Raw genomic sequence first — 19,918 nt, 5'->3', positions numbered from 1 at the left:
GAGACTTGTGCCCGAGGCGGCGCCGCAGCATCACGCCACCGACGCCTTCACCTTCACCGGATGGACCGCGCGGAACGAGATCGCGATCCTGTTCCACGCGTTGATGGTGCCGATCAGCATGGTGAGGTTGACCGTCTCCTGCTCCGAGAACTGCGCGCGGACCTGCTCGTAGACGTCGTCAGGGGCGTGCGTCTCGGAGATCAGCGTCACCGCTTCGGTCCAGGCCAAGGCAGCGCGCTCGCGATCGGTGTAGAGCGGAGATTCGCGCCAGGCATTGAGAAGATAGAGCCGCTGTTCGGTCTCGCCGCGCTTGCGGGCGTCCTCGGTGTGCATGTTGATGCAGAAGGCGCAACCGTTGATCTGCGACGCCCGTGTCTTGACCAGTTCGATCAGGGATTGCTCCAGGCCGCTGGCCTTGATCTGATCGTCCACCGCGATCAGGGCTTTGAGCGTGTCGGGCGCGGCCTGGTAGTAGTTCATGCGGGGCTTCATGGTCGTTCTCCTTTTGCTGGGGTGACGTCAGTGGGCTCCACCGGCCGAGGTCTGGCCGGGCTTCTTCAGGAAGAGGACGGCGATCAGGGCCACGATCAGCGCCATGCCGAGCAGGTAGAAGGTGTCGCTGAAGGCCAGGATATAGGCCTGCTTCTGCACGATATGGCCGATTGCGACATAGGCACGATGCGACGCATCCGCACGATCGAGGATGCCGTGATTGACGAAATATTGAGTGAGCTGTTCCAGCCGCGTGCGGGTGGCCTGCTCGAACATCGAGACCGACTGCATCAGAACGTTGGAGTGATACTGCTCGCGCTTGGTCAGCACGGTCTGGAGCAGCGCAATGCCGATGGCGCCGCCGAGGTTGCGCATCATGTTGAATAGGCCCGATGCGGAGCCGGCATTCTCCGGCTCGATTCCGGCCGTGGCGACGGCCGAGAGCGGCGCGAACACGAACGCCTGTCCGACGGCGCGAACGACGTTGGGCCAGAACAGCTGATCGGTGGCGTAGTCATTCGTCATATAGATGTTCATGAAATTGGAGGCCGCGAACAGCGCAAAGCCGACGCTGATGATGATCCGGGCGTCGAAGCGTTGCATCAGCCGCGGCACCAGAGGGATCAGCAACAGCTGCGGCAAGCCGGTCCAAGCCAGAACCATGCCGATCTGTTCGGCATTGTAGCCCTGGATGCGCGACAGATAGACCGGCATGATGAACACCGAACCGTACAGCGCGATGCCGAGCAGGAAGTTGGCGAGGATGCCGAAGCCGAAATTGCGGCGAACCAGCAGACGCAGGTTCAACAGCGGCTTCTTCGCGGTCAGCTCGATCACGAGGAAAGCGGTCAACGCAATGACGGCGATAATGGACAGTTTGACGATGAAGGGCGAGCCGAACCAGTCGTCCTTGTTGCCTTCTTCCAGCACGGTCTGCAGCGCGGAGAGGCCGATCGCCATGGTGACGATACCCGGCCAGTCGCCCTCGCGCAGCAGCGACAGCTTCATCGGCTTCGCTTCCAGCGAGAACCACAGCATCGCGATCATCAGCGTGCCGGGAACCAGGTTGACGTAGAAGATGTACTCCCAGCCCCAATTCTCGGTGAGATAGCCGCCGATGGTCGGGCCGATCGCGGGTGCGAATGTCGCAGAGATCGCAAACAGCGCAAGTCCGATCGGCTGTTTCGCCTTCGGCAAGAGCGTGATGATCAGTATGAACGCCATCGGGATCAGCACGCCGCCGCTAAAGCCCTGCACAGCGCGAAGGACGATCATTTGCGGCAGGTCCTGCGCCAGCGCGCAGGCCGCCGAGAACACCAGAAATAAGATCGCGTTGGTGAGGAGGTAGATGCGGACCGAGAACACCTGGGCGAGCCAGCCCGACAGCGGGATCACCACGATCTCCGCGATCAGATAGGAGGTCGAGATCCAGCCGCCGTCGTCGATGCCGGCACCGATCGCGCCCTGGATGTCGGCGAGCGAGGCGTTGACGATCTGGATGTTCAGCACCGCCATGAAGGCGCCGAGCGTCGCGCCGATCACCGCGATCCAGGTCTTGGCCGACACGGCCGGAATCGTGGGAGCTGCGGCCGGCGCGGGGAAGTTGGCGGCGGAGGCGGCGTTGACGGTCGGTTGGAGCGTGCTCATGGAAGCCTCGTCTCGGTTACGGAGACAGGATGCGCTGGGCGGATGGTTTCGATAATCGCGGAAGTCCTGGAAGGATCGTCCGGCGGGACTTGATAATCCCGCCGGTTTTGCAGCCTCACCCGCCGTTCGGATGGACCGTGTTGTCAGCGAGGCGCTTTGCCGTCTCGCGCTCAGCCAGCACTGCCTGCTTGGTGTCAACGGTCGGCACCGCCGACATGCCGGGCCGCAGCAGGCCGGTGAGGCTGTGATCGTCGAGCACGATCTTCACCGGGACGCGCTGCACGATCTTGGTGAAATTGCCGGTGGCGTTATCGGGCGGCAGCAGCGCGAATTCGAGCCCGCTAGCCGGCGACAGGCTGTCGACATGACCGCGCAGGGTCTGGCTGCGGAAGCTGTCGACGCGCAGCTCGACCGGCTGGCCGGCGCGGACATGGGTGAGCTGCGTCTCCTTGAAGTTCGCGACCACATAGACCGCATCGAGCGGCACCACCGCCATCAACTGTGTGCCGGCCTGCACGTACTGGCCGACGCGCAAGCTACGGGCGCCGACCGTGCCGTCCACCGGTGCGGTGATCTCGGTATAGGACAGGTTCAACGCCGCCTGCTGCGCGACCGCGCGGGCGCGTTCGAGCTGGGCCGTGGCCTGGGCGCGCTGGGTGGTGAGCACGTCGACCTTGCGCTGTGCGGCCAGAAGGCCCGATTTGGCGTGCTGCAATTGCGCGTTGCTGGCGCGCAGCGCCGCATCGGTCTGCTGCGCGCGCTGGATCGTGCCGGAGCCCGACTTCATCAGGTCGTCGTAGCGGGCGCGTTCCTCCTGGGCGAATTTCAGATTGGCGTCCGCAGCCGTGACATCGGCCGTGCTCTGCTCGATGATCGGCTGCTGCAGCTCGAGCTGGGCATCGAGGTTGCGGACGGAGGCCTCCGCGGCGGCGACATCGGCGCGGGCCTGATCGAGCGCCGCTCTGAAGTCGCGATCGTCGATCCTGGCCAGCACCTGGCCGGCTTTGACCTTTTCGTTGTCGCCGACCAGGACCTTCGCGATGTAGCCGGAAACCTTCGGCGCGACGATCGTGGAGTCCGCCTTGACATAGGCGTCGTCGGTCGTCTCGAGATAGCGTCCGTTGGTCCAGTAGTCGTGTCCGTAATAGACGACCGCCGCCGTGCCCGCGAGGAGCGCGAGCACCAAGGCCGCGCGCCGGAGCTTGTTACGGACCGGCACACGCAGCGGCACCTTGGAATAATCTTGAGTAATTTCAGTTGCTTGCTGGAAGTTTTCAGCGCGGGGCAGCTCGGACATGACGGTCTCCTATCGGCTGGAAGGGACTATCGGTCTTTCCAGTTCGAGCGATAATCGGCGAAATGCTGAAAGGATTATCCACTCGGGGTGGATAGTCCGGGGGCTCGCCCTACTGTGTGGTCTACCGGACCAGACGTGCGACTGCCCCAGAGCGATTGCCGCACCTGTCGAGCGATTGCTGCTAACCCATGCGCCATGTCACACGCGGGATGATCTGGTAGATAATCGGGGCGAAAACCTTGAGATTATCGATCAAGAGCGGATAATCAGGCGGCATGGACCGATTGACCAGCCTCGAAGTCTTCAGCCGGGTGGTCGAGACCGGCGGCTTCTCCGCAGCAGCCCGCAAGCTCAACATGTCGACCACCATGGTGAGCAATCACGTCCAGGCGCTGGAAGACCGGCTCGGCGTGAGGCTGCTTCAGCGCACCACGCGCAGGGTCAACCTCACCGAGATCGGCAAGGCCTATTACGACCGCTGCGTCCAGATCCTCGCCGATATCGAACAGGCCGACGATATCGCGAGCGAATTGCAGTCGGTGCCCCGCGGCACGTTGCGCGTCCACGTCGCCACGCACATGGTCCCGTTCGTCGCGCCGGTTGTGGCGAAACTCCTGTCGGCCTATCCGGAGCTCAAGATCGATCTGCGCATGGGCGAGGCCGATGTCGATCTCATCGAGGAAGGCTACGACGTTGCCCTGCGCATGACGCCGCCGCCGGATTCGAGCCTGATCGTGCGGAGCCTCGCCACCTGGCGTCACGTGCTGTGCTGTTCCCACGAATATATCGAGAAGCACGGCCGGGTGCAGAAGCTCGACGAGCTCACTGCGCATAATTGCGGCCGTCACCTGAACTATCCGTTTGGCGATGAATGGCGCTTCCTCGATCGCAAGGGCACGCCGGCATCGGTACGGATATCCGGCAGCTTCGTCACCAACAGCGGAGAAGCGCTGCGGAAGGTCGCGCTGGGGGGCGCTGCCGTCTGCCTGATGGCGGGGTTTCTCATTCAGGACGACCTCGAAGCCGGTCACCTCGTGCGCCTGTTGCCGGAATATCGGACGGTCGAGCTGTCCATGAACGCGGTCTATCCGCATCGCCATCATCTGTCGGCGAAGGTGAGGACCTTCATCGACATGCTGGTGGCGCACAGCGCCGAGCAGCAGAAGCTGATCAATCCTTATTCATGACCGGTGCGGCGGCGGCAGCCGCCCGAACACGCCGTCAAGCGCGATGCCGATCGCGAGCAAGCGACGATCGCTGCCTGCCGGGCCGTCGAGCTCAAGGCCAATCGGCAATTTGCTCGTCGCGCCGAGCGCGATTGGAATCTGGACACCGGGATTGCCGGCATTGCTGCCGGGATCGGTGTTTCACGTCAACCGTGGGCGCGCATTTCTGCCGGCGATGCGGCGATCACATCGGCGAGACGCCGTTCGACCTCCGGCTTCACCTTCGCGACCGCGATGTCCTTGACCGGGCCGTAGCCACGGATCTCCATCGGAGCCTTGGCGATCGCAATGAAATCGGGCAGGCGCGCCGCGTCGAATTCGTGCAGCATCCGTTCGATCACGCCCTCATACCAGGAGATCAGCTCCCGCTCGGTGCGCCGCTCGGCGGTGTAACCGAACGGATCGAGCGGCGTCCCGCGCAACCCCTTCAACCGCGCGAGCAGGGCAAGTGGCGTCTGGATCCACTGGCCGAAGGCGCGCTTGCGCGGACGGCCACGGGCGTCGCGTTCGGATGGCAGGAACGGCGGCGCAAGGTGATACTGGACGCTAAAACCGTCCTCGAACTCGCGCTTCAGTTCGTCGAGGAAGCCGGTCTGCATGTGCAGGCGCGCCACCTCGTACTCGTCCTTGTAGGCCATCAGCTTGAACAGCGCGCGTGCGACGGCCTCGGTCATCGCCTCGCTGCTCAGCGCAGCTTCGGCGTTGCGAACCTTATCGACGATCGTCCGGTAGCGTGCCGCATAAGCTGCGTTCTGATAGGCGGTGAGGAAATCGGCGCGGCGGGCGATGAGCTGGTCGAGCGTCTCGGTTTTGGGCGTATCGTCCGCCATCGGCAGAGAGTCCGGATCGGCGGCGGCGATCCGGCCCCAGGCAAAGGCCTGCTTGTTGCGCTCGACCGCGATGCCGTTGAGCTCGATCGCGCGCAACAGCGCTTGCAGCGAGACGGGGATCAGTCCGCGCTGCCAGGCAAAGCCCAGCATGATGATGTTGGCATAGACGGCATCGCCCAGCAGCCGTTCGGCCAGCGCGTTGGCGTTGATGGTGTCGAGATTGTCGTTGCCGACGACCTGCCGGATCGCGCGCAGGCGGGCGGGCGAGGCGAGATCGGCATCGCGGAAGCGAACGACGTCGCCGGTCGGCATCTCCGCCGTGTTGACAGCGGCGCGCGTACCGCGGCGATAGGTGCCGGACGCCTTCGGCGCGGAGCTGACGACGAGGTCGCAGCCGATCAGCGCATCGGCCGCGCCCTGGTCGATGCGGACCTGGTGCAACGCTTCGGGCGAGGCGGCGAGGCGGATGTAGCTCAGCACCGGGCCAAACTTCTGCGCAAAGCCGGTGAAGTCGAGGACCGAGACGCCGCTCCGTTCGAGATGCGCGGCCATGCCGATCAGCGCGCCGACGGTGATCACGCCGGTGCCGCCGACGCCTGTTACCAGCAGGTCGTAGGGACGGTCGAGCGTGGCGGGAGCGGGCAGGGGAAGCGTCGCCGCGCGGCCGACTGCGCCGATCTCGCTCGCGCTCTTCTTCCGGCGCGTCGCGCCTTCGACAGTCACGAAACTGGGGCAGAAGCCGTTGAGGCAGGAAAAATCCTTGTTGCAGGCCGACAGGTTGATTTGCCGCTTGCGGCCGAACGGCGTCTCCTTCGGCTCGACGCTGAGGCAGTTGGATTCGACCGAGCAGTCGCCGCAGCCTTCGCAGACGAGGTCGTTGATATAGGCAAAACGCTTGGGGTCGGCCATCTGCCCGCGCTTGCGGCGGCGCCGCTTCTCGGTGGCGCAAGTCTGCTGGTAGATCAGGACGGAGACGCCGGAGACCTCGCGCAGCTCGCGCTGCACGGGGTCCATTTCCTCGCGCGGATGGATGGTGACGCCGATAGGCAGGTCCGCCGGCGAAAACTGCGCGGGATCGTCCGACACCAGCGCGATGCGCGCCACACCTTCAGCACGGACGCTATGCGCGATGGCATGGACACTGATGGGGCCGTCGACCGGCTGGCCGCCGGTCATGGCGACGGCGTCGTTGAACAGGATCTTGTAGGTGATGTTGGCCTTGGCGGCGATCGCCTGCCGGATCGCCATCGAGCCGGAGTGATAGTAGGTGCCTTCGCCGAGATTCTGGAAGATGTGCCTGTTGCCGGTGAATCTCGACGACGTTGCCCAGTTCACGCCCTCGCCGCCCATCTGGATCAGCGACGACGTCTCGCGGTCCATCCAGCTCGCCATGAAGTGGCAACCGATGCCGGCCAGCGCCTTCGAGCCCTCAGGTACCTTTGTCGACGTGTTGTGTGGGCAGCCCGAGCAGAAATAAGGCGTACGTGTCGCACCGCTGACGTTGATCGTGCGGGCGGCTTCAGGCATCAAGGCGGCCGCGCGCGCGGCGAGATTGAGGCCCGGAAACATCGGATCGAGCCGGCGGGCGAGCACGCCAGCCAGCGCACGCGGCGACAATTCGCCGATCCAGGAGATCAGCCGCGCGCCTCGCTCGTCATGCTTGCCGACCATGCGCTCGGGCTTGGTGCCGGGATAGTCGTAGAAATACTCCTTGAACTGGCTCTCGATGATGCCGCGCTTTTCCTCGACAACGAGGATCTCGCGCTTGCCCTTCACGAAGTCCATCGCGTCATGCAGCGCCAGCGGCCAGACCATGCCGACCTTGTAGACGTCGATGCCGATGCTGCGGCAGGCCGCCTCATCGAGGCCCATCAGCCGCAGCGCTTCCATCAGGTCGAGATGCGCCTTGCCTGTGGTGACGATGCCGTAGGTGGCGTTCGGAATGTCGTAGATGTGGCGGTCGACCGGATTGGCCTTTGCAAAGGCGTAGACGGCGTGCTTCTTCGCCTCCAGCCGCTCCTCGATCTGCGGTCCCGGCAGGTCCGGCCAGCGATAGTGCAGGCCGCCCGGCGGCGGCGTGAAGTCGGGCGTGCGGAAGGCGCGCGGCGGGCGCAGCGCGACGGATGCGCCTGACTCCACGATCTCCGAGATCGCCTTGAAGCCGACCCACATGCCGGAGAAGCGGCTCAGCGCGTAGCCATATTCGCCGAACGCCAGATATTCGCCGACATCGGCTGGATGCAACGTCGGCATGAACCAGCTCATGAAGGCGACGTCGGACTGGTGCGGCATCGAGGAGGAGACGCAGCCATGGTCGTCGCCGGCGACCACCAGCACGCCGCCATGCGGCGAGGAGCCATAGGCATTGCCGTGCTTGAGCGCATCGCCGGAGCGGTCGACGCCGGGGCCCTTGCCGTACCAGAGCCCGAACACGCCATCGACCTCGCGCTCCGCTTGAGTCTCGACCTGTTGCGAGCCGAGCACGGCGGTTGCCGCGAGGTCCTCGTTCACGGCCGGGAGGAATTCGATGCGGTCCCGCTTGAGACGCTCCTGGATGCGCCACAGCTCGAGATCGATGCCGCCGAGCGGCGAGCCGCGATAGCCGGAGATGAAGCCGGCGGTGTTGAGACCGCGCATACGGTCGCGCTTTGCCTGGTCGAGCGCGATGCGGACGATGGCCTGCGTACCCGTGAGGAAGACGCGGCCGTCCTCGCGGTCGTAGCGGTCGGAGAGCTCGTAAGCGTCGAGTGACGGAATGGCGTCCATGGTGGACCTCGCGCGGCATCCTGCCTGAAGCTGGAAGATTATGCCTGGGAGGCTGGTAGGTCTTACCTATTTGTCCCGCATAGACCAAAATTTCGGTAGAATTTTGCGCAAGGCAATCAAATTTGGTAGATGTTCTCGGCCCGGGGAGGCCTCCATGATCGAAGAACAGGACACGCGAATACTCGCCCACCTTCAGAAGGATGGTCGCGCCACCAATCAGCAGCTCGCCGACGAGATCGGCATGTCCACCTCCGCCTGCTGGCGCAGGGTGCGCGCGCTGGAGGAGAGCGGCGTCATCCAAGGCTATGCGGCGCTGGTCGCGCGCGAGCAGGCGGGATTTACGATGTCGGCCATCCTCCACGTCTCGCTGGAGCGGCACGATGCGAAGTTCGTCGACGAATTCGTGGCCAGGGTCACGACGCGCCGCGAGGTGCTGGAATGTTTCGCGACCACGGGCGACGCCGATTATCATTTGCGCGTCGTCGTGCAGGACATGGCGGCCTATAACAGATTCCTCGACGAGTTCATGTTCCGCATCCCCGGCATCCGCTATGTCCGCAGCAATGTGGTGCTGAAGGAGATCAAGACCGGCGTGGCGCTGCCGTTCTGAGACAACGACGGGACTCACACTGCCTCAGTCCGGCTGCGCCGGCGCAGTTGGCGCAGCGACAGTGCATGCAGCAGGATCGAGCTTGGCACGACGAAGGCCGGGGTCAGCACGTTCGGAAAGGTATCAATGGCCATGCTCGGGCCATCCGGAACGATGAGCTGGAACGGGCCAGGCGACATCGCCATTCCCAGGGCGATCGCAACGGCGAAGTCTGCGAGGCCGAAGATATTCCAGAAGATCGCACCTGTCCGCCCCTCGGCCGTCCCGGCCGCCAAGGCGATCGCCACCGGCACCGCGAACAGTCCGGTCAGCACGTCGCCGGCTCCTGCCGGCAATGCCCAGACGCCCGGCAGCACCCCGCGCAGCCAGTAAGCGAGCCATTGACTGCCAAAGATGCGATAGACCTGAAGGGCGATGAGCCACGTCGCCGGCATTGCATCGAGCAATTGTCCGACCCGCTTCGATAGCATCAGCACCGGAGCGCCGACGATCACTGGCAGCAGGATCGCCGCGGGAAGCAGCGGCAAGGAGGAGGCACCCGTGCGGAATGCACCATTGATGGATGCCGTCCAGGCGAGGGCAGCCCAAAGCGTGAAGGGGACTATGACGACCAGCCAGGTCGCCCGGCGTTGCTCTGGCGTCAACGCGGTGTTTTCGAGCCCGAGCCACAGGCCGAGCGCAATGAGCCCATGGGCCAGCAGCCGAACGCCGAGGGCCGGAAAGCCGCTCTGCGGAAGTGCGGGGAGCGAGTAGATCAGCCAGGTCCACAGGATCGTGAATAGAACGGTCCACATCAAGCCGAGCCGGATGGCAGGCTGGGCCGGGGCGGCAACGGAAGCAGCATCGCTGTTCATCGGCGTTCCCTAGAGAGAGGTCGGCTGCGGTGGACGCACGAGATCGCGGCCAGCGGCCATCTCAGGCCGTTTTTTCTTCCGATCCGGACCTCACCAGAATCATGAAGACGAGAACATGGCTGACGAGCAGCAGCGGCACGTAGAGGGCTGGAATATAAATGCCGGCGCCGAAGAGGCCGGGATCCTGGATTTTCGTCACGCCCACATAGTAGGCATTCAGGAGATCCAGCGTGCCCCAGACGTTGAACGCCCAGACCACCGGAATTGCGATCGACCATCGCCAGGAGAGTGCTGCGATTGACGCGAGCGCGAGAGTGGCGGCAATAAGGTCCCCCCATCCGACCTCGGCGGCAAAATTCGGGCTCAACTCCGCGGATACGAATCCCGCCACCATGAAATTCATGCCGAAGAACCTGAACGCGTTGAAGGCCGCGAGCAGTCTCAGGGCCTCATAGCGCGGCATGGCGCGGAGTGCCGGCCAGACGTAGATCGAAGCCACCACCGCGCTTGTCAGGAAAGCGCCGGCGACGCTGAGCACGAAGGGAAGGTTGAAGCTTTGCGGCACGTTCGGATGTCCTTGTGGTGGCCTGTCCGGCCAGTGTGGTCGAAGCCGGTGGGTTCGGCGTCGGCGGACGCTCAGGGCTTGGCCATCAGCAGACCGAGCGGCATCAGCGGACCGACTGCGATGTAGTCGTGGTCCATGAGTTCCCGCCGCGCGAGCGGCAGGCCCTCCATGATCGCGTGTCCCTCGGCGACATCCCTGACATTCAACAGGAATACGGCGCCGCGCCCGTCGGATCGCGAATACCATTCGCGAACCGTTCCGTTGAGATAGAGCTGCACGGTCTGCCTGATTTCATCGGGCATGACGGCCATGATCTGATCTCGGGTGACGCCCGCCTTGACGGTCAGGATGACCATGACCCCCGTTGTCGGCGACGCGGTCTGTGATTGGGCAAGTGAAGGATCGGCCATGGAGGTTGCGCCTGTGAGTATGAGGGTGACTGCCAAGACGACGTTCAGGACGACGTCGCGGATTGTCTTCATCGATTTCATGTCTCCGATCGCGGCGGTTACGGCGACGGCACGGCTCATTTGCAATTCGGATGTAAGGCCGCTTCCCGCGAGTTACTATTCGCGATAATGTTGACGGGCTATGAAGCAGAACTTCACAGTCAGGCACGGTGCACTGGACGGCGTGGAGGCGTTCCTGAGTGTCGCCCAGCATCGCAGTTTCCGCCGAGCGGCAGCTGAGCTCGGGGTCACGCCATCGGCCATCAGTCAGGCGATACGCGCGCTCGAGGCGCGCGTCGGCGCCGCGCTCTTCATCCGCACGACCCGCAGCGTCGGTTTGACCGAAGCCGGCGAAAGATTCCTTGCGCGCGCCAGACCCGCCTTCGAGGAGCTCGTCGCGGCAAGCGGGGCGGCGCGCGAGCTCGGACAGCGACCGGCCGGCCTCCTGCGTCTCACCGTGCCGCGCTCCGTCGTGCCGATCCTGCTGGAGCCGCTGATCGCGTCGTTCTGCCGGGCATTTCCCGAGATCGAGGTGGAGCTTGCCGCAAGCGAAGAACTGGTCGACCTCGCAGCCGAAGGTTTTGACGCCGGCATCAGGTTGGGCCAGTTCATCGCCCCCGACATGGTCGCGGTGCGCCTGACCAATCCGCTACCGCTCATTATCCTCGGCAGCCCGGCTTACCTTGCCCGCCGCGGTCGGCCCGAGCGGCCAGACGATCTGCGTGAGCACGCGTGCTTGAGATTGCGACGATCGAACGGTGCGCTTGCGTCGTGGTCGCTCGACGACAACGGCCGTTCGATCGAGATTGTGGTTGCGGGACCTTTCATCGCGAACGACTTTCCGACGATGCTCGGAGCCGCCGTCGAAGGTGTGGGTCTTGCGCAAGTGCCCGCACCGCTGGCCACCGGTGCCATGGCGGCGGGCAAGCTCGTTCCCGTCCTGGAGCAATTCGCGCCGATGACGCCGGGCGTGTTCCTGTACTATCCCGGTCACCGACAAATCATGCCGAAGTTGCGGGCCTTTATCGATCATGTGAAGGGCCGCTCAGGCGGCGCGAGCTGATCTACCGTTGCTCCCGCACGAACCGATTGCGCAGCGTGCCGATGCCGGTGATATCGATCTCCACGACATCGCCATGCCTAATGTCCGGCGAGGCACCGTCGGTGCCCATCCAGATCACATCGCCCGGCCATAGCGTAAAGTACTTGGTCAGCTCGACCAGGAACGGCACCACGCCGAAGATCATGTCGTTGGTGTAGAAGCGGTTGGTCTCCTTGCCGTTGACGCGGACGACGGTCTCCATCCTGGCGAGATTCGCCTCGGTCTCGATCCACGGGCCCATCGGCTTGAACGTGTCGGCGTTCTTCGAGCGCCACAGGCTGCGATCCGCCTTCTGCCAGCTGCGCTCGCTGACGTCGTTGCCGATGGTGTAGCCGAACACGCAATCCATCGCGTTCTGCTTGGTGAGGTGTTTGACCTTCTTGCCGATGACGACGACGAGCTCGCCCTCGTAGTGGATCTTGTCCGTCGCGAAAGAGGGGATCACGACCTCCTCGTCGTGTGCGATCAGCGCGTTCTGCGCGCGATAGCCGATCTCGGGCCTGTCAGGCACGGCCGGCACCTCGCCGCGCTTGTCGGCGGCCTCCTTCAGGTGCTTCAAATAGTTCAGGCCGACGCAATAGAAGGTGCGCGGGATCAGCGGCAGTTCGATCTTCACCTCGCCAAGCGGAAGCGTGCGCGAGGTGCGCTGCCATTCGCGGAAGGGATCGCCGTCGATTGCGATGACCCGGTCGCCTTCAACGATCCCCCAGGAGGTCTTGTCCGAGGCGGTGAATTTCAGCCAGCGCATGTCGGATCCTCCAGTTATTCCGCAGCATCGCGCGGCTGCACCTTCCAGGCGCCGGTCGTCGGCCGCCTCAAGCCGAGATTTTCCCGCAGCGTCTTGCCGCGATAGTCCTTCTGGAACAAGCCGCGCCGCTGCAACTCCGGCACGATATGGCGCACGAAATCGGCGTAGGAGCCGGGCACGTAGGTGGCCGCGATGACGAAGCCGTCGCAGCCGCGCTCGACGAACATCTCTTCGAGCTTGTCCGCGATCTCCTTGGGGCCGCCGACCATCGCGTCCTGCACCTGGCCGCGGCCGGAGAAGGTGACGAAATCGCGCGCGCTCGGATTGCTCTTGCCTGAATTCTTCAGCACGCCGTCGCGGATGCCCAGAATGCCCTGCATGCTCTTCAGCTCTTCCGTGGTCAGCGGCGCGTCGAGGTCCTTGGAGGCGAAATCGTAATTGAGCGCTTCGGCGAGCAGCGACAGCGCGTCGATCTGGAGCGGCAGCTTGTTGATCAGCGCCATCTTGTCTTCGGCTTCGGCCTTGGTCGCGCCGCAGACCGGCGTCGTCAGGTTGCAGAGGAACATCTGCTCGGGATCGCGGCCGGCTTTGGCCGCCTCGTTGCGGATGGCCGCATAACCCTCCTTGGCCGCGGCGAGGTTGCGCGCGGCGGTGAAGATCACCTCGCCCCAGCGGCCGGCAAAGCGCTGGCCGCGGCCGGATGCGCCGGCCTGGATGATGACGGGATGGCCCTGCTGAGAACGCGGCACGGTGAAGGGGCCACGCGACTTGAAGGCCGCTCCCTTGTGATCGAGCCGCTTCACCTTGGCCGGATCGGCAAAGCGGCCGCTTGTCTTGTCCATGATGAGCGCGCCGTCCTCCCAGGTGTCCCAGTGCCCGAGCACGACCTCCATGAACTCGTCGGCGCGGTCGTAGCGGGAATCATGTTCGGGATGGAAGTCGCGGCCCATGTTGAGCGCCTCGCCGTCATTGAGCGAGGTGACGACGTTCCAGCCCGCGCGCCCGCCGGACATCAAGTCGAGCGTCGCGAAGCGGCGCGCGACGTCGAACGGCTCGTAATAGGTGGTCGAGCAGGTCGCGCCAAGGCCGAGCCTGTCGGTGACCATGCCCATCGTGGTCAGCACGATCAGCGGATCCATCTTCACGCAGCGGATGCCGTATTCGACGGTGTGGGCGTGGTCGTTGCCGTAGCGGTCCGGCATCGCCAGGCGATCGTCGAAGAAGGCCATGTGAAACTTGCCGGCTTCGAGGATCCTGGCGATCTCCTGATAGTAATCCGCCGACATCGAATCGTCGCGCGAGTCCGGATGCCGCCATGAGCTCGGCAAATTGGTGCAGTTTTGCGCCTGGAGGAAGCCGACCAGTACCATCTGCCGCGTCATGCTGCTGTTCTCCGAATTGCGTCAGGCCAGATCGAGCACCGTGTCGAGCCGGTATTCCCGCGCCAGCGCGCGCAGCTTGTCCCAGGTGGCATCCTCGACCTCGATGCCGTCACGCAGCCGCTGTTGCTCGCGCACGCCCTCGATCTCGCCGGGATAGTAGACGCCCGTGCTGCCCTCGGAGGGCGGGGTCGATTTCAGATAGCGCGCGAATTCGGCGACCTCGCGCTTGAACTCCTTCAGCGGGCGGAACGCGGCGACGTTGAACACCGCCATGAAGCAGCCGTCATTGTGCCGCCCCGTCGGCTCGACGCCGAAGCCGAGACCGGTGAGCAGGCCGCACAGCACCTCGACCACGGCGGCAAGGCCGCTGCCCTTGTAGCCCTCGGTGCCGCCGAGCGGCAGCAGCGCGCCGCCCTTGCGATACTGGGTCGGGTCGGTGGTGTGCCGTCCCTCGGCATCGATGATCCATCCCGTCGGGATCTTCTCGCCGCGGGCCACAGCGAGCTGGATCTTGCCGGCGGCGACCGCCGAGGTCGCCATGTCCAGGTAGAACGGCGCATCGAGATCGGACGGCACCGCGATCGAGATCGGGTTGGTGCCGAGCCGCGCCTCCTTGCCGCCGAACGGCGCCACGTGCTTCGGCGAGCGGCCGGAGTCCGCCGTTGCAATCCCGATCATGCCTTCGCGCATCGCCATCAGCGGATAAGCGGCGAGGCGGCCGACATGGCTCTGCCGGAACACGGTGCAGGCGGCGACGTTCGCCGTCTTCGCCTTCGCGATCGTCAGCGCCATTGCCTTGGCGTTGACGTGGAAACCAAATCCCCAATGGCCGTCGATTACGGTCGTGGTCGGCGATTCCTGCACGATGGTCCATGTCGCGCCGGGAACGATGTGCCCGGCCTTGATGCGGTCGATATAGGTGGGAACCGCGATCACACCGTGGGAGTCGTGGCCGGCGAGATTGGCGTTGACGCAGCCGGTCGCGACCGCATCGGCCTCTTCCTGGGAAGCTCCCGCCGCCTGGAGCAGGGCGGCGCTGATGCGCGTGAGGCGGTCGGCCCTGACGATCGGCATGGCGTTTCCCCGGTCATCGCCCTTATCATGATAGCTGGCGGGCGCTTGTTGGGGACCATCGTCTCAAAGCGCAGGACCGATATCAATCTCCCGTAAACCAATACAGGGCTGCAAATTCGTAAAGAGAGCGCGCCTTTGGTCGAAGATTCGTTCCGGCCGGCGGTATTCTCGACAGTTTGGCGGGGGTCGTTCGCAGCTCGTTCACTCTGATCGACGGTTTGCGACACGCAATAACGACCACTTAGGCGATGGCCGTTCATAAAGTACCCGGGAAAATTAGGCAGAAATGCCCGGGAGCTGAGATCGTGCCGACGACACTCGCGCGCACCTTTGCGGCGTTGAGCGCCATAAACGAAGCGATCCTCTACGCGAAATCGCCGGACGAGCTGTACCAGAAGGTCTGCGACGCCGGGTTTTCGAGCGGGGACTTTTTGGCCGTGGCCGTGTTCCTGGTGGGACCGGACGGCCGGCGGCTTTGCTTTGCGGCCGGCTGCGGCGACGATATCCAGCGGCTGCGCTCGATCGAGATCACCACGGACGCCGGCACGCCGGAAGGATTGGGCGTCGGCGGCGAGGCGTTTCGCGATCAGAGGCTGTGCGTCAGCAACGATTATCTGAACGATCCGCGCTCGCTGGCGTGGCGCGAGGGCGCCGCCAAGGCCCACATTGGCGCTGCCGCGGCGTTGCCGCTGCTCTGCAACGGCAAGAGCGTCGGCGTGCTGTACGTGACCCGCAGCGAAGCCGGCTCGCTGAACGAGCAGATGGTGTCGCTGTTCGAGCGCATGTCGGCCAACATCTCCTATGCCCTCGACAATTTCGCGCGTGAGACGGCGCGGCAGACCAGCGAGCGGGCGACGCGGCGGCTCAACCGCATGTTCGGCGCCATCAGCGCCACCAACGAGGCCATTCTCCGCGCCAAGACCGAGCAGGAGCTCTACCAGCTCGTGTGCGACGCCTCCGTGCATGGCGGCAAGTCGCTTGCGACCATCGTCCTGCTCCGCGAACCGGGTTCGCACTGGATGAAGCCGGTCGCATCTACGGGACAGAATCTGGAGCTGGTCACCCAGGCGCGCTATTCGATCGATCCGGAGAATCCCTATGGCAAGGGCATCTCCGGCGAGGTGTTCCGGACGCAGAAGGCCGTCATCGAGGAAGATCTCGCCAGCCGCACCCGGGGAACCCCGTGGGAGCAGGCCAACGTCAACACCGGTGTCGCCGCCTGCGTGGTCGCGCCGCTGATCAAGCACGGCGAAAGCGTCGGCGTGCTGTTGTCCTTCGTCAGCAGGTCGTGGGCCAAGGACGAGGAAGTCGTCGCGCTGCTCCTGCGCATGGCGGAGAACGTCTCGTTCGCGATCGAGAATTTTGACCGTGAGGCAGAGAAGGCCAGCATCGCCGCGGAAGAAGAGCGTCTCGCCCGCATGTATGCGGCGCTGAGCGCCACCAACGAGGCGATCCTGCGCGCGCGGACGCGGGCCGAGCTGTTCGACCTCGTCTGCGAGGCGACGGCGAAGGGCGCCAAGTTCACCTCGGTCACCATTGCGCTCGCCGACCATCGTGCCGAGCTGCTGCGCGTGGTCGCCAGCTATGGGCCGAACGCCGATCAGGTCCGCACCTTCAAGTTCTCCACCTCCGACCAGGTGCCGGAGGGACGCGGGCTGACCGGCACTGCGTTCCGCACGCGCCAGCCCTCGGTCAGCAACGACGTGTTCGCCGACGACCGCATTGCGCCGTGGCAGGCCAGCGCCCGCCGCACCGGCATCGCGTCGTCCGCGGCGCTGCCGCTCCTGAATGGCGACCGGGTCGAGGGCGTGTTCCTGTTCAATTCTCCGGAGCGCGGTACCTTCACGGCCGAGTTCGTCGAGCTGTTGCGCAAGCTTCAGGCCAACGTCGCCTTCGCGCTGGAGAATTTCGATCGCGCCGATGAGAAGGCCAAGGCCGAAATCCAGCGCAATCGTCTGCGGGGCATGCTCGAGGCGCTGAGCGCGACCAACGAAGCCATCATGCGGGTGAAGACCCGCGCCGAATTGTTCGAGGTGGTCTGCGAAGCCGCGGTGCTCGGCGGCACGTTCTCCTCCGCGACCATCGCGCTGGTGGACGAAACCGGACATTACCTCGACATCGCCATGACCAAGGGTGAGAGCTGCTACCAGGTCAAGTCGTGGCGGTTCTCGACGTCGGCCGAAGATCCGGAAGGCCGGGGGTTGACCGGCACCGCCTTCCGCACGCGCATCCCTTGCGTCGCCAACGAGCTTCTCACCGACATCCGCACGGCGCATTGGCACCAGATCGCGCGCATCCAGGGCACGAGATCGGGGGCCTGCTTCCCGCTGCTCAGCAACGGCAGCAAGGCGGTCGGCGTGCTGCTGTTCCTTTCAGTCGACGAAGGCGCGTTCACGCCGGACCTGATCCAGCTCTTGGGGCGGCTTGCCGAGAACGTCTCGTTCGCGCTCGACAATTTCGATCGGGCCGAGGAAAAGGCCCGCACCGAGGCGCAGAAGGAGCGCCTGACGCGCATGTTCGCGGCGCTGAGCGCCACCAACGAGGCGATCATGCGGGCGAAGTCGCGCGCCGAGCTGTTCGACCTCGTCTGCCTCGCGGCGTCGAACGGCGCCAAGTTCACCTCGACGACGATCGCGCTGGCCAGGGCCGACAGCGACCAGCTCGAGATCGTGGCCGCGGCCGGGCCGTCCGCCGAAACCACGCGCAACATCCGCCTCTCCATCGACCCCGAGCGTCCCGAGGGGCGCGGAATGAGCGGCACGGCATTCCGCACACGCCAGCCCTGCATCAGCAACGACTATCTCAACGACGATCGCGTCCGTGTCTTCCATGCCGTCGTCCGCGGCGACGGCGCACGGTCGGGCGCGGCGTTTCCGCTCATCGCGCACGACCAGGCCGTCGGCGTCATGATCTACATGTCGACCGAACCGGGCACCTTCACGTCCGAGTTCGTCGAGCTGTTGCAGCGTCTCGCCGACAACGTCTCCTTTGCGATGGAGAATTTCGATCGCACCGACGAGAAGAACCAGGCGGACGAGCGAATCGAATACCTCGCCTCGCATGACAGCCTGACCGACCTGCCGAACCGCGAGACCTTCAACGGGCTGCTGCGCGAGGCGATCGACGCCGCGCAGCGCCACGATCACCGTTTTGCGGTTCTGTTCATCGATCTCGACCGCTTCAAGGTCATCAACGATTCGCTGGGCCACGAGGCCGGCGATCTGCTCCTGCTCGAAGTGGCGAACCGGCTGCGCGGTGCGCTGCGGACAAGCGACGTGGTGGCGCGCCTCGGCGGCGACGAGTTCGTGGTGATCCTCGACCAGTGCGGCGAGATCGACGACGTGCAGCGGATTGCGACCGGGTTGCTCGCGGCGCTCGCCGAGCCCATGGAACTGGCCGGCCACGAGTGTCACACCACGGCCTCGATCGGCATCGCGATGTATCCGGCCAACGGCTCCGACGCGCAGACGCTGACCAAGAACGCCGACATGGCGATGTATCTCGCCAAGGAGGACGGCAAGAACGGCTACCGCTTCTTCTCAAAGGAAGTGAAGACGCAGTCGATCGAGCGGCTGTCGCTCGAGAGCGCGCTGCGCCGGGCGCTGGAGCGCGAGCAGTTTTCGCTGAACTACCAGCCCAAGGTCGACATGGAGACCGGCCAGATCACCGGCGTGGAAGCGCTGCTGCGCTGGGCACATCCCGATCTCGGCAGCGTCTCGCCGGCACAGTTCATTCCGCTTGCGGAAGAAACCGGGCTGATCGTGCCGATCGGCCGCTGGGTACTGAACGAGGCCTGCGCGCAGGCGATGGCCTGGCAGCGCCGCGGCCTGTTGCCGCTGTCGATGGCGGTGAACCTGTCGCCGCGGCAGTTCGTCGACGAACATCTGTTGCAGGATGTCGACGAGGCGCTGGCGGCCTCCGGCATGTCGCCGGTGCTGCTCCAGCTGGAGGTCACCGAGAGCATGATGATGCGCAATGTCGGGCGCGCGCTCAAGGTGCTCGACGCCATCCAGAGCCGCGGCATCCGCCTCGCCATCGACGATTTCGGCACCGGCTATTCGTCGATGTCGCTGATGAAGCACTTCCCGATCGACACCATCAAGATCGACCGCTCCTTCGTGCGTGACCTGCCGCAGGATTCGGAGGACCAGGCGATCGCGCAGGCGATCATCAGCATGGGCAAGGCGCTCGGCATGACCGTCGTCGCCGAAGGCGTCGAGAACGTCGAGCAGGAGGCGTTCCTGCGCACCCATGGCTGCGACGAGATGCAGGGCTTCCTGATCTCGAAGCCGCTGCCGGCCCGGCAGATGGCCGAACTGCTGCGGCCGCTGGTTCTGCCGATCGCGCCGCCGCTCCAGCCGGAGCCGGATCCCGTCGCCCGCGAAGCCGCCGCGTTACGGCTGAAACGCGCTGTCGTCTGACGGTTGCGGGTGCAATTCGCGGACCTCGTGATCCGTGGCCTCGGCCTTGCTCGGAAAATCCTGCGGCCCCGTCAGTGAGGTCTGCTCGACGAACAGCGCAAGTATCGTGCGCGCACCGTCGGCGAAGCTCGCGCCTTCGTTCAGGTCGAGCTCGGAGCACCATGCGCCGCTCATCGGCTCGTGGTCGTCGACCACCGCCATGGCAGGCCCCCACCACCAGGCAGGCGCAGGCGAGCGCTCGTCCCCGGGCACGACATGCCAGCGAACGAACTCATCCATCACGCGCTCGAACTCCAGGCGTGCAGCCTGATGCATGCGGTCGATACTCCCGGAATCCGCGCCCGATGACAGGCCGACGCGCGGATTTGATCGTGGCCTTGACGCTCGGAAAAAGCTGGCTCGCGCAAATTGGCCGAGCCATGCATGCCGACATCATCGTCGGCAATGCCTGAAAT

Annotated in this window: 15 protein-coding genes and 1 pseudogene; 4 read left to right on the top strand and 12 right to left on the bottom strand. The window is 64.8% G+C overall.

The window, feature by feature from the left end:
* Positions 1-30: 30 nt before the first annotated feature.
* From ACE10W_RS35675 to ACE10W_RS35665, 3 genes are all read right to left on the bottom strand, one after another.
* Positions 31-492 (bottom strand): carboxymuconolactone decarboxylase family protein, encoded by a 462-nt coding sequence (locus tag ACE10W_RS35675; RefSeq protein WP_028173905.1) that lies wholly within the window; start codon positions 490-492, stop codon positions 31-33.
* Between the two features lie 27 nt (positions 493-519).
* A complete protein-coding gene (locus ACE10W_RS35670) occupies positions 520-2,139 on the bottom strand; it encodes an MDR family MFS transporter (protein WP_304548601.1) in 1,620 nt (539 codons plus the stop codon).
* A 115-nt stretch (positions 2,140-2,254) separates the two neighbouring features.
* Positions 2,255-3,436, bottom strand: coding sequence for an HlyD family secretion protein (locus ACE10W_RS35665; RefSeq protein WP_304548600.1), 1,182 nt, complete (start codon positions 3,434-3,436; stop codon positions 2,255-2,257).
* Positions 3,437-3,711: 275 nt separating this feature from the next.
* Between ACE10W_RS35665 and ACE10W_RS35660 the strand changes: the two genes are divergently transcribed.
* The gene (locus tag ACE10W_RS35660; protein ID WP_060909025.1) at positions 3,712-4,623 is read left to right on the top strand and encodes a LysR family transcriptional regulator; all 912 of its coding nucleotides are present in this window, start codon (positions 3,712-3,714) and stop codon (positions 4,621-4,623) included.
* Here ACE10W_RS35660 and ACE10W_RS35655 read toward each other — a convergent pair.
* Together ACE10W_RS35655 and ACE10W_RS35650 are read right to left on the bottom strand one after the other, a co-directional pair.
* A pseudogene (locus ACE10W_RS35655) lies at positions 4,618-4,803 on the bottom strand (amidase); the annotation flags it as partial. The gene ACE10W_RS35660 and the pseudogene ACE10W_RS35655 overlap by 6 nt on opposite strands.
* Positions 4,804-4,808: 5 nt before the next feature.
* On the bottom strand, positions 4,809-8,258 hold the full coding sequence (locus tag ACE10W_RS35650) for an indolepyruvate ferredoxin oxidoreductase family protein (protein WP_304548599.1): 3,450 nt from the start codon (positions 8,256-8,258) through the stop codon (positions 4,809-4,811).
* Positions 8,259-8,412: 154 nt separating this feature from the next.
* Between ACE10W_RS35650 and ACE10W_RS35645 the strand changes: the two genes are divergently transcribed.
* Entirely contained in the window at positions 8,413-8,868 is a 456-nt protein-coding gene (locus ACE10W_RS35645) for an Lrp/AsnC family transcriptional regulator (RefSeq protein ID WP_011090317.1), read from the top strand.
* A gap of 14 nt (positions 8,869-8,882) precedes the next feature.
* On the opposite strand, the gene ACE10W_RS35640 is transcribed toward ACE10W_RS35645, so the two are convergent.
* From ACE10W_RS35640 to ACE10W_RS35630, 3 genes are all read right to left on the bottom strand, one after another.
* Positions 8,883-9,722, bottom strand: a complete 840-nt coding sequence (locus tag ACE10W_RS35640) for an MFS transporter (RefSeq protein ID WP_304548598.1) — start codon at positions 9,720-9,722, stop codon at positions 8,883-8,885.
* Positions 9,723-9,783: 61 nt separating this feature from the next.
* On the bottom strand, positions 9,784-10,260 hold the full coding sequence (locus ACE10W_RS35635; RefSeq protein WP_304548596.1) for a hypothetical protein: 477 nt from the start codon (positions 10,258-10,260) through the stop codon (positions 9,784-9,786).
* 98 nt (positions 10,261-10,358) lie between these two features.
* Positions 10,359-10,817: a hypothetical protein gene (locus ACE10W_RS35630; protein ID WP_304548595.1), complete on the bottom strand. Its 459-nt coding sequence runs from the start codon at positions 10,815-10,817 to the stop codon at positions 10,359-10,361.
* Between the two features lie 61 nt (positions 10,818-10,878).
* Here ACE10W_RS35630 and ACE10W_RS35625 point away from each other — a divergent pair, with 61 nt between their 5' ends.
* A complete protein-coding gene (locus ACE10W_RS35625; protein WP_038967360.1) occupies positions 10,879-11,799 on the top strand; it encodes a LysR family transcriptional regulator in 921 nt (306 codons plus the stop codon).
* Position 11,800: 1 nt separating this feature from the next.
* On the opposite strand, the gene ACE10W_RS35620 is transcribed toward ACE10W_RS35625, so the two are convergent.
* The 3 genes from ACE10W_RS35620 to ACE10W_RS35610 are packed head-to-tail and all read right to left on the bottom strand — an operon-like array spanning position 11,801 to position 15,042.
* Positions 11,801-12,586: a fumarylacetoacetate hydrolase family protein gene (locus tag ACE10W_RS35620; protein ID WP_304548594.1), complete on the bottom strand. Its 786-nt coding sequence runs from the start codon at positions 12,584-12,586 to the stop codon at positions 11,801-11,803.
* 14 nt (positions 12,587-12,600) lie between these two features.
* Positions 12,601-13,968, bottom strand: coding sequence for an LLM class flavin-dependent oxidoreductase (locus tag ACE10W_RS35615; RefSeq protein WP_304548593.1), 1,368 nt, complete (start codon positions 13,966-13,968; stop codon positions 12,601-12,603).
* Between the two features lie 21 nt (positions 13,969-13,989).
* Complete coding sequence (locus tag ACE10W_RS35610; RefSeq protein WP_304548592.1) at positions 13,990-15,042, bottom strand: Ldh family oxidoreductase; 1,053 nt, start codon at positions 15,040-15,042, stop codon at positions 13,990-13,992.
* A 305-nt stretch (positions 15,043-15,347) separates the two neighbouring features.
* Between ACE10W_RS35610 and ACE10W_RS35605 the strand changes: the two genes are divergently transcribed.
* On the top strand, positions 15,348-19,463 hold the full coding sequence (locus ACE10W_RS35605) for a GAF domain-containing protein (protein WP_304548590.1): 4,116 nt from the start codon (positions 15,348-15,350) through the stop codon (positions 19,461-19,463).
* On the opposite strand, the gene ACE10W_RS35600 is transcribed toward ACE10W_RS35605, so the two are convergent.
* Positions 19,437-19,778 carry a hypothetical protein gene (locus ACE10W_RS35600; protein ID WP_304548588.1) on the bottom strand — a complete coding sequence of 114 codons (342 nt, stop codon included), beginning with the start codon at positions 19,776-19,778 and terminating at the stop codon, positions 19,437-19,439. The genes ACE10W_RS35605 and ACE10W_RS35600 overlap by 27 nt on opposite strands.
* Between the last annotated feature and the right edge of the window lie 140 nt (positions 19,779-19,918).

Source organism: Bradyrhizobium sp. B025, assembly GCF_042257955.1.
GTDB lineage: Bacteria > Pseudomonadota > Alphaproteobacteria > Rhizobiales > Xanthobacteraceae > Bradyrhizobium > Bradyrhizobium diazoefficiens.
The sequence above is the reverse complement of the archived record's forward strand: the minus strand, read 5'-3'. Positions and strand labels throughout refer to the sequence as shown.

What these genes read in the sequence shown, in the direction of transcription:
- ACE10W_RS35615 (WP_304548593.1), bottom strand. Translation starts at nt 13,968, where the DNA reads ATGACGCGGCAGATGGTACTGGTCGGCTTCCTCCAGGCGCAAAACTGC.
- ACE10W_RS35630 (WP_304548595.1), bottom strand. Translation starts at nt 10,817, where the DNA reads ATGAGCCGTGCCGTCGCCGTAACCGCCGCGATCGGAGACATGAAATCG.
- ACE10W_RS35600 (WP_304548588.1), bottom strand. Translation starts at nt 19,778, where the DNA reads ATGCATCAGGCTGCACGCCTGGAGTTCGAGCGCGTGATGGATGAGTTC.
- ACE10W_RS35640 (WP_304548598.1), bottom strand. Translation starts at nt 9,722, where the DNA reads ATGAACAGCGATGCTGCTTCCGTTGCCGCCCCGGCCCAGCCTGCCATC.
- ACE10W_RS35650 (WP_304548599.1), bottom strand. Translation starts at nt 8,258, where the DNA reads ATGGACGCCATTCCGTCACTCGACGCTTACGAGCTCTCCGACCGCTAC.
- ACE10W_RS35675 (WP_028173905.1), bottom strand. Translation starts at nt 492, where the DNA reads ATGAAGCCCCGCATGAACTACTACCAGGCCGCGCCCGACACGCTCAAA.
- ACE10W_RS35610 (WP_304548592.1), bottom strand. Translation starts at nt 15,042, where the DNA reads ATGCCGATCGTCAGGGCCGACCGCCTCACGCGCATCAGCGCCGCCCTG.
- ACE10W_RS35620 (WP_304548594.1), bottom strand. Translation starts at nt 12,586, where the DNA reads ATGCGCTGGCTGAAATTCACCGCCTCGGACAAGACCTCCTGGGGGATC.
- ACE10W_RS35670 (WP_304548601.1), bottom strand. Translation starts at nt 2,139, where the DNA reads ATGAGCACGCTCCAACCGACCGTCAACGCCGCCTCCGCCGCCAACTTC.
- ACE10W_RS35625 (WP_038967360.1), top strand. Translation starts at nt 10,879, where the DNA reads ATGAAGCAGAACTTCACAGTCAGGCACGGTGCACTGGACGGCGTGGAG.
- ACE10W_RS35645 (WP_011090317.1), top strand. Translation starts at nt 8,413, where the DNA reads ATGATCGAAGAACAGGACACGCGAATACTCGCCCACCTTCAGAAGGAT.
- ACE10W_RS35660 (WP_060909025.1), top strand. Translation starts at nt 3,712, where the DNA reads ATGGACCGATTGACCAGCCTCGAAGTCTTCAGCCGGGTGGTCGAGACC.
- ACE10W_RS35665 (WP_304548600.1), bottom strand. Translation starts at nt 3,436, where the DNA reads ATGTCCGAGCTGCCCCGCGCTGAAAACTTCCAGCAAGCAACTGAAATT.